The following is an 11,654-nucleotide window of genomic DNA, read 5'->3' on the forward strand; positions in this document are numbered from 1 at the left end:
TTATGCAAAAAAAATTATCTTCTGTTGTTGCTACATGTGTTCTGCTGGCCGTATCGGCTTGCAGCTGGCTGCCGGAAAAAACCGACGAAACAAAAGGCTGGCCAGTTACGAAATTATACGCTGAGGCGCGCAGCGAGGCCGATGCAGGTCAATACGAAAACGCCATCAAGCTGTGGCAGCGTCTCGAAACGAACTATCCGTTCGGTAATTATGCGACTCAGGCGCAGATGGAAATCGCCTATCTGTACTACAAAACGGGCGACCAGGCACAAGCGCTGGCCTCGACCGAACGCTTCATTCGCGAGCATCCGACCCATCCGCAAGTGGACTATATGTACTACCTGCGCGGCCTGATCAGCTTTAACGACCAGCTCGGCCTGCTGAGCGTGGTGTACGAACAGGATCCGACCGAGCGCGACCCGAAAGCGACGCGCGAATCGTTTGCCGCCTTCAAGGCGCTGGTCGACAAGTTCCCGAACAGCAAATACACGCCGGACGCGCTGGAGCGCATGAATTACCTGATCAACGCCATGGCCCAGTACGAAGTGCACGTGGCGAACTACTACTTCCGTCGCGGCGCCTTCCTCGCCTCGCTCAACCGTGCCCAGGGCGCGGTGTCGGAATACCAGAATGCGCCAGCCCGCGAAGAAGCGCTGTACCTGATGATGCGCAATTACGAGAAACTGGGCATGCCGGACCTGCGCAAGGATACCGAGCGCGTGCTCACCACCAACTACCCGAACAGCCGCTTCCTCAAAGGCGGTCAGCAGGACAGTTCGTGGTGGAAGTTCTGGTCCAAGAACGAGAAGTAAGAAAAAACCGGGCGCGTCCCGGTTTTTTTTATCGCCGGGTCAGCTCTCGAGCTTGCGCGTGAACACCCAGTGGCTGGCGTCCGATCCTTTTTTGTCGAAGCTGTAGCCGTCCACATTGAATCGCTTGAGCTTGGCGGGATCGGTGATCCCCTTGACGGCGGCGTAACGCGCCATCATCCCGCGCGCACGCTTGGCAAAGAAGGAAATGATCTTGTACTTGCCGTTTTTCCAGTCGTGGAACACGGGTGTGATCACGGGTACCGCCAGACGCGCCGGCTTGACCGATTTAAAGTATTCTTCGGACGCGAGATTAATCAGCACTTCCGCGCCATTGTCGGCAATCGCGCCATTCAGCGCGCCAGTGACGGTCTCGCCCCAGAATGCATACAGGTCCTTGCCGCCCGGGTTGTCCAGGCGGGTACCCATCTCGAGCCGGTGCGGGTGAATCAGGTCAAGCGGGCGCAGCACGCCGTACAGACCGGACAGGATACGCACGTGCGCCTGGGTGTACGCCAGCTGTGCGGGTTTCAGCGAGCGCGCATCGAAACCGGCATACACATCGCCATCGAAGGCCATGATCGCTTGCCGCCCTTCACGCGTGTCCATGGTCCAACTGGCGTAGCGGCCCACGTTCAGATGGGCCAGCGTGTCGGAAATATCCATCAGGCTGGCCAGCTCGGCAGGTGAAAACCCACGCAGGCGCTCGATCAGCTGGGCAGAGCGATCCAGAAAATCGGGCTGGGTGTGCAACTTGGTGGTCGGGGGCGTCTCGAGGTCGAGGGTCTTGGCAGGCGATAATACAATCAACATAACATTCAAACGAGTAAGCAGACCACTATGATACCCGCTCCAGCCCAACGCATCGTGCTTGACACCAATGTTTGCCTCGACCTGTTCGTGTTCCGCGATCCGCGCTGGGCCAGCCTGATGGCGGCCCTGGAAAGCGGCGCCGTCGAAGCGGTCACGCGTAGCGATTGCCGCGACGAATACCTGGTCGTGCTCCATTACAGCCATCTGCCACTGGACAACGACAGCCGCCCCCTGGCGGCACAGCGCTTCGACGCCTTGATCAAGGTGGTGGCGCCCGCGCCCAAGCTGGTGCGCCTGCCGGTCTGCACCGACAAGGATGACCAGAAATTTCTGGAAGTGGCGCGCGACGCCGATGCGGCCATCCTGGTCACCAAGGACAAGGCCTTGCTCAAGCTGGCCCGCAAAACCGCACAAGCCGGCATGTTCCGCATCATGGTCCCGGAAGCCTGGCTCAAACTGGCTTGAACCGCTCGGGGTAAAATGAGGGTTCGTGCAACTTTTACTGACGCTTCATGTCCACCCCTGCCCTGCCGTCCCGCCTGCCTGCCGTTGGCACCACCGTCTTTTCCTTGATGTCGGCCCTGGCCGCCGAACACGGGGCCGTCAACCTGGGCCAGGGTTTTCCTGACTTTGCCTGCGACCCTGCCCTGATTGACGCCGTCGGCGCCGCCATGCGCGCCGGCCACAACCAGTATCCGATGATGACGGGCGCGCCCGTGCTGCGCGAGGCAATTGCAGCCAAAATCGCGGCTGAATATGGCGCCACCTATCACGCCGCCAGCGAAATCACCGTCACCGCCGGCGCCACCGAAGCGCTGACCACGGCCATTCTGTGCTGCGTGCATCCCGGCGACGAAGTCATCGTCATCGAACCGAGCTACGACAGCTACCTACCCGCAATTGCGCTGGCCGGCGGCGTGCCGGTGACGGTCTCGATGACCGTGAACGAACTGGGCTACACGGTGCCGTGGGACCAGGTGGCGGCAGCAGTCAGCCCGCGCACGCGCCTGATCATCATTAATTCGCCGCATAATCCGACCGGTTCGATCTTGCGCGCCGCCGACATCGCCGCCTTGACCGATATTGTGCGCGGCAGCGACATCCTGATCTTGTCCGATGAAGTCTACGAGCACATGGTCTACGACGGCCAGCGCCACGAATCGGTGTGCCGCACACCCGAACTGGCAGCGCGCAGCTTTGTCGTCTCCAGCTTTGGCAAGACCTACCACGTCACCGGCTGGAAAGTCGGCTATGTGGCCGCCCCCGCTGCGCTCAGCGCGGAGTTCCGCAAAGTCCATCAGTACAACGTATTTTCGGTCAACACGCCGATGCAGCACGCCCTGGCCGCCTACATGGCCGATCCGGCGCCCTACCGCGATTTGCCCGCCTTTTACCAGCGCAAGCGCGACCTGTTCCGCGAGGGCCTGGCGGGATCGCGCTTCACGTTGTTGCCAGCCGACGGAACTTATTTCCAATGTGTCAGATACGATGCGATTTCCTCTATACTGGAGTCGGAATTCGCGCAATGGCTGACCACCGAAATCAAGGTGGCGGCAATCCCCGTTTCGCCCTTCTACAGCCAGGGCCGCGAGTCGGGCATCGTGCGTTTTTGCTTTGCCAAACAGGACGAGACCTTGCGCCTCGCGCTGACGCGCCTGGCCAGGCTCTGAGCGATCCTCTTGCAACCTGCAGCGATCAAGGTCAGACCGACACCATGGCCATTCGACGTATCACTCTTGCCGACATCGTGTTCGGCCAGCCGCTGCCCTGGGACGTGTTCAACACGCCGGCCGCCACCCGCCCGTTGCTGGAAAAAGGCAAGGTCGCTGCGCCGGAACAGCTGGAAGGCTGGCTCGATGCCGGACTGTATGCCGAAGCAGGCGGCCAGGCCTCCATCCTGCAGCACCTGAACCAGCTCAACCGCCGTCTGGAAGCCATCCTGCTCAGCCTGCGCGACCAGAACAGCGCCGACAGCGACTTGCGCCAGCTGGCCCAGGAACTGATCGACACGGTCGAACGCGACCAGGACATCGTGCTCGCCGCCATTTTCCTGAACCAGATCGCGGGCGCCTATGCCGTGCGCCACTGCACCGAGGCGGCCATCGTCGTGTGCCTGATCGCGCGGGCGATGCGCAAGTCGGCGCCGGAAGTGCTGCTCGTCACTGCTGCCGCCCTGACCATGAATGTGGGCATGGTGCGCCAGGCCGACCTGTACCAGAACCGTGACAGCGCGCTGAGCAGCGAAGAACGGGCCGCCATCCGCCGCCATCCGTCCGACAGTGTCGACATGTTGCGCTGGGCGGGCATTGAAGATGACGCCTGGCTTGACCTGGTCTTGCTGCACCACGAGAACGATGACGGCAGCGGCTATCCGCAAGGCCGGCTGGGCGACGAGATTTCCCAGAATGCCAAGTTGATTGGTCTGGCGGACCGCTACTGCGCCTTTGTCTCGGCCCGCAACTACCGGCGCTCGCTGCTGCCGCCTGTGGCCCTGGGCAAGCTGGCCTGCGACAGGGAAATGCCGATCGATCCCGCCGTGGTAGCCCATTTTTCCTATGAAATCGGCCCCTACCCGCCTGGCACCCTGGTGCGCTTGCAAAATGGCGAGATCGGGGTGGTGTCGCGCCGTCCGGACGCCGAGGGCACCTTGGGTGTGCACATACTGCGCGCCGCCGATGGCAGCACCCTGCCCCAGGCACACCCGCGCCGCACCTGCGATGAGGGCTGCGAAGTGGCCGAGGCGCTGCACGAGGACCAGGCCAGGGTCCGCTTCACGATGAAGCTGATCTGGGGTGAGGCTGCCAGCCTGTAAGCACTGGGGCGCCGCGCCTTACCGACCCAACTTCTGCAATTTGCGATCGACGAATTCCTGCAACGGGGCCGTCAGCGTGCGGCTTGCTTTGGCGCGCTGAAACGCTTGCACCGCTTCGCCGTTGCGCTGCTCGGCCTCGAGCGAAATTCCCATCCCCATCAGCCAGACGCCGTGCTCGGGATTGGTCCGCAGCGCCAAGGCATACTGATCAATTGCTTCAGGGTGGCGCTGTTCACGCTGCAAAGCGCCAGCCAGGAAGGCGTGATAATCACCATTGCCGGCCGCAGCCGGCAAGCTGCGCAGCAGCGTGGCCACACCGGATTGGCCGGCATCGATCTGCATCCGCGCCAGCAGCATGGCCAGCGCCGGCTGCCCTGCATCGGCGGCCAGACCTTGCTCGAGCTGCTGCATCGCTTCCGCCTTGCGTCCGCTTTCCACCAGCAGGCTGACCAGACTCTGGCGGGCACCTTCATGGCGCGGGTTTAACACCAGGGTCTGGGACAGCACGTCCATGGCTGCGCTGGCGCGGCCTTCATCGAGCATCGTCATGGCCTCGCGATAGCTGCGTTCAGCGCGCTGTTCGCTGGTCATCTGGCGTCCGCCTGTTGGTGCGGTGCTGCCGGCAGGCGCATTGTGCGCGGTGCTTGCTGCTGGCGCCACCTTGCTTGCGACCTTGTTTGCCGCCTTGGCGGGCGCGTTGCTCGCTGGTGCCCTGGGCGCGGTAACTGTCGCGGCGCCGGCCGGCTCTGGCTGAACCGGTGCGACCGCCACTGGCGCCGATGGTGCCTGTTTGGGACCGTCGGGCACAACGCCCTTGTTCGTGACCGTGGCAGGCACCGCCACGCCAGGAACCGGCACGGAGGGTGGCGGCGTCGCAGTGGGCGCATTCGCCGCAGGTGCGTCCATGGTCAATGCACGCGGCCCGGCCGGCTTCTTGAGCCAGAACCACGCCCCCATCGCCAGTGCGAATACGATGAGCACCGCGGCAGTGGCGATCTGGCGTACAGGCAGGCGCGGCTCGGCCACCAGCACCGGTTTGATTTCAGACTGCATGCCGGTGCCCGATTGGGAACCGCGCGCATCCAGGTCTTGCAGCATTTTGTTTATCAGACTCATTTGCTAAACATCCAGGTTAGGCCGGCCAGGGCCACAAGCGCGGGCACGGCAGCCAGCGCCCAGCGCGGCGCGGCGGCTTTGCTTGCCAGTGTGTCTTTGGCGGCTTCGGCCACATGGGCCCGGCTCACTTGTTGCGTTCCCTGACCAAAACTGACCATCAAGGACTTGTGCGCCAGAATATTCACCAGCCGTGGAATGCCGCCACTGGCGCGGTACAGCTTGTTCAGCGCCTGGCGCGTGAACATGCGCGAGCCACCGTAGCCGGCAATGCGCAGCCGATGCACCAGGTAATACTCCATGTCATCGCGGCTCAGGGCGCCCAAGTGGTAGTGGAAGGTAATGCGCTGCGCCAGCTGGCGTATCGACTGCTCCTGCAAGTTCTTGTCCAGCTCGGGCTGGCCAAACAGCACGATTTGCAGGAGCTTGCGCTTTTCCGTTTCCAGATTGGTCAGCAGGCGCAGTGCTTCCAGACTTTCAATGGGAATCGCCTGCGCCTCATCAAGGCACAGCAGCACGCGCTTGTCGTCCGCTGCCAGTTCCAGCAGACGATTGTTAATCGACTTGAGCAACTGGTGCTGGTCCACATCGCGCCCCAGCGCGATCTCCAGTTCATCAGCCAGCGCAAGCATCAGCGTGCGCGGCTCCAGCAAGGGATTGGGAATGTAAGCGGTGACGTATTCCTTGCCCAGCGTCGCCATGAACTTGCGGCACAGCAGCGTCTTGCCGGTGCCCACCTCGCCCGTGATCTTGATGAAGCCTTCGCCATTGCGCGCCGCCACCAGCAAGGTGTTGAGCGCCTCCTGCGAGTGGGGGCTGGTGAAAAAGAAGCTGGTGTCCGGCGTGATGCCGAACGGTGCTTCGCGCAAGCCGAAATGGGCGGTGTACATGCTTATCTGCGCTCCTGCGACGGCGGCGCCAGCTGCTCGATGCGGCGGCTGGCGTCGAGCATGTCGTTGCCAAAGGCATTCGGATTGCTGTCGTCGACGATGGTCGGCTTGATCAGCACCACCAGCTCGCGCTTCTGGTTAACCCGCCCTTTGCTGCCAAACAGCGCGCCCAGCACCGGCACCCGCTGCGCGCCCGGCACACCGGACTGGTCGTTGGTGGATGACTGGCGCATCAGGCCGCCAATGGCGACCACCCGGCCATCCTGACCGCGCACCATGCTGTCCATTTCGGATGTGGACGAGGCTGCCAGCGGCAGCGACAGCGAACCAGCCGTGCCCAGGTTGATCCCCTTGCTCACGGTGGACACCTGGCTCACCGACGGGTGCACGTGCAGGATGATGTTGCCCTTCTCGTCGATCTGCGGGGTGACGTCCAGCACCACACCGGAGAAGAAGGGCTGCAGCGTCACGCTCGGCGTGGACTGGGTATTGCCCGTCAAATTCGTGCTGGTGTTATTCGTCACACCGGTCACATAGTATTCATCGGTACCGATCTTGAGCACGGCCTTCTGGTTGTTCATGGTGGCGATGCGCGGGCTGGACAGCACGTGCACCGTCCCTTGCGATTCCAGGAAGGAAATCAGGGTCGCAAAATTCTGGGTCTGGAATGCCAGCCCGAACAAGGAGCCAGCTGCCGAATTTGCCGCTGCAATGGCAGAGCCGGCCACTGCACTGACGCCTGCGGGCCCGGTATTGGCCAGCGTGCCCGTCGGTGCCAGTCCCGTGCCGGGCTGCAGCAAGCCGGCGGAAAGGCGGCGGTCGCCACCACTGTAGTTCCCGAAACCGGCCCAGTTGATGCCCATCTGGAAGCTGTCGTTCAATTCCACTTCGAGGATCTTCGCTTCCAGGATCACCTGGCGGTTGACCGACAACTGGCTGGCCTTCAGATACTCGGCCACGTTGCGCAAATCCTCGGGCATGCCGCGCACCACGATCACGCCCGATTGCGGACTGATGACGACGCTGCGGCCATCGCCGGGCACCACAATGGCCGTCAGCGCGGCCTTCAGTTCGGCCCAGAACTCGCTGTTCGAGGTGGTGGTGATCTGGCTGCTTTCCTGCGGCCCGTTGTTGCTGGTGTCGCCGCCGCCATTGTTATTATTGTTGTTATTGTTCTGGCCGTTCCCGTTCTGGTTGTTCTGATTATTGTTATTGTTACTGTTGTTGGCCGCGGAACTGACCGAAGTCGAGGTCACTTTCAGGCTGGATGTGCCCTTCCGGTTACCGATCAGGTAATTGATCTGAAAAACACGCGTTTGCATGGTGAGCGGCTTGATCGAAATGCGGGTGCCCTCGATCTTGTAATCGAAGCCGTACATTTCACGGATGGCATCGAGCGCTTCGACCATCGTCACATCTTTCAAGTTGGCCGAAATGGTGCCGCTCACGTCCGGATGCACCAGCATGTTATAGCGCGTGCCTTCCACAATCGAGTGGTAGAACTGCTGCACCGGCACGTTGTTGAAGGCCACATTGAAGCGCTCTTCCTGCGCAGCGCGCCCGCGCGGCAGGCGGTTGTTCATCACGGCAACGGGTGGCAGCAGCGCGTCGGCCACGGCGTCGGGCTGGCGCACCGGCGCGTTGCTGTTGCGCGCGGCATCTTCCTTGAGGCCATTGCTGAGCGTATCGTAGGTGCTGCGCGTGGCCGGCGGCGCGGCGCAGCCCGCCATCGTGCTCAGGGCCAGCATACAAGCAATCCAGGTAGTTTTCTGCATAACAGGTTCTGTCTTTTAAGGTTGGGCTGCGGCCGCGCTCTCGGGCGGCCGGAAAAGCTTCAGGGTCACGCGCTGCTGGCCGCGCTTGAGCACCACTTCAGTGGGACGGATCGTTTCCAGGATGGCGTCGCCAACGCGCTGGCCCTGGCGCACCGGCTTGCCGTCGATCACAGCCACGCGCCGTCCACCAGGGCGTTGCGATACCAGAATCGATTGCAGGTCAGGCAGTCCGGCCGCAGCGGGGGCGCCGCTTGCCGCCGGCGCGCTCAGCGCGGCAGGCGGCCGGGTTGGATCGTCCAGCGCGTCTTGTGCCATCGCCATGCCAGCAGAGGCCAGCATGGCCACAGCGGCAAGCAGGCGCGCCAGCGCGCTCATAGTTTCACCCATTTCTTGTCCAGGTTGACGGTATAAGCCACCAGCGTCAGGGTGGCGTCGGGATAAGTATCGACCCGCATATTGGCGCTGCCCCAGAACAGCTGGCCATGCATTGCTTCCAGCGCGGCCATGTATGCGACCATGTCCGGATAACTGCCCTGCACCACCAGTTCCACCCCATGCTTTTGCAGCAGCGCTGCCGGCGCGGCTGCCGCACCTGGCGCCGGCGCCGCTTCCACCTCGCTTAGGGTGCGCAAGGATTTAAGCCGCAAACCACGGTGCGCGCGCAGCATCTGTTCCAGCATGGTGGACATGCGCTCGGCCGGCACCATGCCCTCCTGCATGGCCAGCAACTTGTCGGACAGGGCCTTGGCGTCGGCGCGTATCTTCGCCAGGCGTGCGCGTTCGGCCGCGTCCGGGTCGATCGTATGGGTGAGAATGGTTTGCGCCGTTTCTGCGTCGACCGCGGCGATCTGGTCGCGCTGGCGCGCCATCTCGTCCAGCAGCACGCGCTGCTGCGCATAATTCGGATTCAGGTAGAAAAAGAAAGCGGCAAAAATGAGCACGGCAGCTGCCGCGGCAAACATCATGGCGCGCTCGCGCAAGGTACGCGCATCGATGCGCCCGCTGATGATTTTCCAGTATTGCTTCATTTGACCACCTCCGGCGCGGCCGCTGCAGTTGCCAGACTCGATTGCAGACTGAAACTGAGATAGCGCGGCGTAGCTGCGCCTGCGCTCTTGTCGGTTTCCGGCGTGCCGATCTCCAGGGTGGAAAAAGTGGCCCCCTTCATCACCGGTTCACGCGCCAGGCGCTGCAAGTACTGGGGCACCAGCTCCGCATTGAGCGCGTTGCCCTGCACCCCGATTGCATTGCCGCTGCCAGCCACGCGCAGTTCCGTCAGCCACAGGCCATCGACTTTTTGGCGCGCGAATGCACGGAAATACGGAGAAAACCCGCGCGTATCGCCAAACCCGCCGCGCTGCACCGTGTCGGCTGCCTCGGACAGCATGGTCAGCTCGTTTTGCGCTGTCGTGATTTCCGCGCTCAGCGTGGTGCTTTTCGGCCGCGGTGGATATTGCACTTTCGCGTCGGCCAATCGCTGTTGCTTGTTGACCAGTAGCGCATCGGTGGCGGCGGCCTGGGCTTTGAGCGAGCGCATGCGATAGGCGGCATCGGCTGCCAGCAAGGCGCAGCCCAGGCAAATCAGGCCCAGGGACTGCAACATCGTGACGCTCGAAAAATACTTCTTCTGCTTGCGGAAGATCGGATTGAACAGATTGATTTGCTGGCTCAAAGCACCATCTCCTCGTGGCGCAACGCAGCGCCAAGCGTCAGGAAGTGGCGCTGCTGGGCTGCCAGGCCCGTCAGGTCGGGCACTTTGCTTAAATCGAATACGCTGGCCAGGTTGAGCGAATCAACCGGCATGTACAAATTGGATGAGAGGTAATCGGCCAGTGCCGATGATGGCAACGGCGCCAGCACCAGCTTGGACACGTTCACGTAATGGAACTGGCGGTCGAAGTGGTCGAGCGAGCGCTGCAGTTCGAGGGTGACCCGGTCGAAACACTGGTTGCGCCGGTCCGGATCGGTCTCGAGCACTTGCGCCAGCGTGACGTCGATCCGGCGCGACAAATACAGTTCGGCACCGAAGGTCACGGTCAGCAAACCGCCCTCGTCGGCGAACGAGAGCATGGCGAGGCCACGCCCTTCGGGTTCCAGCATGGCCGAGATATTTCGCTGTGCCATTTCAGGGATGTCGATCACGGCCAGATTCACCTTGGCGCTGGCAAACAGGCTCTGGCGCGCTTCGATAACGGCATTGCGCGCGGCAATGGCGAACATCGAACTGGGACGGGTGTTGGCGTTTTTGTCGGCGGGAATATCAAGGACATCGATGGTGGCGTCGTCGACATGAAAGTCGAGCATGTCCTTCAGGCGCCAGCGCACCGCCGCCTTCAATTCTTCCGGCTGCACATTGGGGGACTCGACTGCTAGCATCTGGTAATCGCGCCCGCCCAGCAAGGTGGACACCTGGTACTGCAGCGCCTGCAGTTCGCGCGCGATCTTGTCGAGCGCTTCCGGTGTGGGCGCCAGTTTTGCAGGAAACGCGGCAGCCAGGTCGACCACCGGTTTGGCATCGGGCACCCGGCTCACGCGCGCGGCACACACACCGCCGGCATCGAAGCCAATGGCCAGCAAGCCACTGGTTTTCCTAGTTTTCTTGAAAAAACCCATGCACTGAATCCAATGCTGAAATGATTGTTCAGGAAGCCGCTCTAGCGTCTTGATTATATTCACATTTCATGCGCGGCGACCCCTATTTTTCAATCGGGAAAGCGTTTTTTGACATTTTGGACGAGGCCGGGCACGCGCAATGAAAAACAGGCCAATCGCTTGGCCTGTTTTGACTGACCGGGGCGACCCCGGTGCGTTGGCTTACTGGCAGTTGGCCAGGGTCAGCAGTGCGGTGTCGATGACAGGCTGATTCACTACGGTTGGCGAAGCGCCCACCACGGTGGCGGAACCGGTACCGCCAGCGGTCTGCGTCGCTTCGGTGTAGGTGAAGCGGCAGTTCGGGTGGGTGGCATCAGCCGCAACGCTCAGGGTCGTGGCAGTCGGGGCAGCAGCACCCAGGGCCGGACCGAAGGTGGTCAGTACATAGTCGCCCTGCAGGTTGGCTGCATTGACCATGCCGCCAATGGCGTTCACGGAAGTATTCGTCACGCCATCGCCACCGACTTCAGGGAAGCCGCCAATGGTCAGGATGTTGGTGCCTTCGGCATTGATCACGCTTGGCAAGACGGCAGTACCATTCAGGCCGCAAGTGGCGCAGCCAAGCTGGCCGCCATTCACCAGCCAGGCAGCATGGGCCGTGGCCGAGGCCGAGCGCACTGCACCCAGAGCCGCTTGCATGCGCGCCAGACGGGCCTGGCCAGTCATGTCGAACATACGTGGCAGTGCGGTTGCGGCAAGAATGCCCAGGATAACGATGACGACGATCAGTTCGATCAGGGTGAAACCAGCTTGGGCTTGCTTGCGGATGATTTGGGTGTTCATTGGGTCG

The 11,654-nt window shown here is 62.2% G+C and carries 13 protein-coding genes; 4 read left to right on the forward strand and 9 right to left on the reverse strand.

Going from position 1 to position 11,654, the window contains the following annotated elements; translation table 11 throughout:
• Window positions 1-2 precede the first annotated feature (2 nt).
• Window positions 3-812: an outer membrane protein assembly factor BamD gene (locus BUC24_RS10775; protein WP_073215489.1), complete on the forward strand. Its 810-nt coding sequence runs from the start codon at window positions 3-5 to the stop codon at window positions 810-812.
• 39 nt (window positions 813-851) lie between these two features.
• Here the strand turns inward: BUC24_RS10775 and yaaA are convergent, their stop codons facing one another.
• The gene (yaaA, locus tag BUC24_RS10780) at window positions 852-1,622 is read right to left on the reverse strand and encodes a peroxide stress protein YaaA (protein ID WP_073215491.1); all 771 of its coding nucleotides are present in this window, start codon (window positions 1,620-1,622) and stop codon (window positions 852-854) included.
• A gap of 27 nt (window positions 1,623-1,649) precedes the next feature.
• Here yaaA and BUC24_RS10785 point away from each other — a divergent pair, with 27 nt between their 5' ends.
• Genes BUC24_RS10785 through BUC24_RS10795 form a run of 3 tightly spaced genes read left to right on the forward strand, consistent with a single transcriptional unit; the run spans window position 1,650 to window position 4,434 of the window.
• Window positions 1,650-2,087 carry a putative toxin-antitoxin system toxin component, PIN family gene (locus BUC24_RS10785; RefSeq protein ID WP_073215494.1) on the forward strand — a complete coding sequence of 146 codons (438 nt, stop codon included), beginning with the start codon at window positions 1,650-1,652 and terminating at the stop codon, window positions 2,085-2,087.
• Window positions 2,088-2,134: 47 nt separating this feature from the next.
• Window positions 2,135-3,292: a pyridoxal phosphate-dependent aminotransferase gene (locus tag BUC24_RS10790; protein WP_073215497.1), complete on the forward strand. Its 1,158-nt coding sequence runs from the start codon at window positions 2,135-2,137 to the stop codon at window positions 3,290-3,292.
• A 44-nt stretch (window positions 3,293-3,336) separates the two neighbouring features.
• Window positions 3,337-4,434, forward strand: coding sequence for an HD-GYP domain-containing protein (locus BUC24_RS10795; protein WP_083598871.1), 1,098 nt, complete (start codon window positions 3,337-3,339; stop codon window positions 4,432-4,434).
• A gap of 18 nt (window positions 4,435-4,452) precedes the next feature.
• On the opposite strand, the gene BUC24_RS10800 is transcribed toward BUC24_RS10795, so the two are convergent.
• The 8 genes from BUC24_RS10800 to BUC24_RS27510 form a co-directional block, all read right to left on the reverse strand.
• Window positions 4,453-5,550 carry a tetratricopeptide repeat protein gene (locus BUC24_RS10800; RefSeq protein ID WP_083598872.1) on the reverse strand — a complete coding sequence of 366 codons (1,098 nt, stop codon included), beginning with the start codon at window positions 5,548-5,550 and terminating at the stop codon, window positions 4,453-4,455.
• Complete coding sequence (locus BUC24_RS10805) at window positions 5,547-6,437, reverse strand: ExeA family protein (protein WP_073215503.1); 891 nt, start codon at window positions 6,435-6,437, stop codon at window positions 5,547-5,549. Before BUC24_RS10805 ends, BUC24_RS10800 begins: the two co-directional genes overlap by 4 nt.
• 2 nt (window positions 6,438-6,439) lie before the next feature.
• Window positions 6,440-8,212 carry a pilus (MSHA type) biogenesis protein MshL gene (gene mshL, locus BUC24_RS10810; RefSeq protein WP_073215506.1) on the reverse strand — a complete coding sequence of 591 codons (1,773 nt, stop codon included), beginning with the start codon at window positions 8,210-8,212 and terminating at the stop codon, window positions 6,440-6,442.
• Between the two features lie 15 nt (window positions 8,213-8,227).
• Complete coding sequence (locus BUC24_RS10815; RefSeq protein ID WP_073215507.1) at window positions 8,228-8,599, reverse strand: hypothetical protein; 372 nt, start codon at window positions 8,597-8,599, stop codon at window positions 8,228-8,230.
• Window positions 8,584-9,240 (reverse strand): hypothetical protein, encoded by a 657-nt coding sequence (locus tag BUC24_RS10820; RefSeq protein ID WP_073215510.1) that lies wholly within the window; start codon window positions 9,238-9,240, stop codon window positions 8,584-8,586. Before BUC24_RS10820 ends, BUC24_RS10815 begins: the two co-directional genes overlap by 16 nt.
• Window positions 9,237-9,884 carry a PilN domain-containing protein gene (locus BUC24_RS10825; protein ID WP_073215513.1) on the reverse strand — a complete coding sequence of 216 codons (648 nt, stop codon included), beginning with the start codon at window positions 9,882-9,884 and terminating at the stop codon, window positions 9,237-9,239. Before BUC24_RS10825 ends, BUC24_RS10820 begins: the two co-directional genes overlap by 4 nt.
• Window positions 9,881-10,825 (reverse strand): type IV pilus biogenesis protein PilM, encoded by a 945-nt coding sequence (locus BUC24_RS10830; protein ID WP_073215515.1) that lies wholly within the window; start codon window positions 10,823-10,825, stop codon window positions 9,881-9,883. Before BUC24_RS10830 ends, BUC24_RS10825 begins: the two co-directional genes overlap by 4 nt.
• Before the next feature lie 201 nt (window positions 10,826-11,026).
• Window positions 11,027-11,647 (reverse strand): type II secretion system protein, encoded by a 621-nt coding sequence (locus BUC24_RS27510; RefSeq protein WP_083598873.1) that lies wholly within the window; start codon window positions 11,645-11,647, stop codon window positions 11,027-11,029.
• Window positions 11,648-11,654: the final 7 nt, after the last annotated feature.

The organism is Massilia sp. CF038 (assembly GCF_900129765.1).
Taxonomy (GTDB): Bacteria; Pseudomonadota; Gammaproteobacteria; order Burkholderiales; family Burkholderiaceae_D; genus Telluria_A.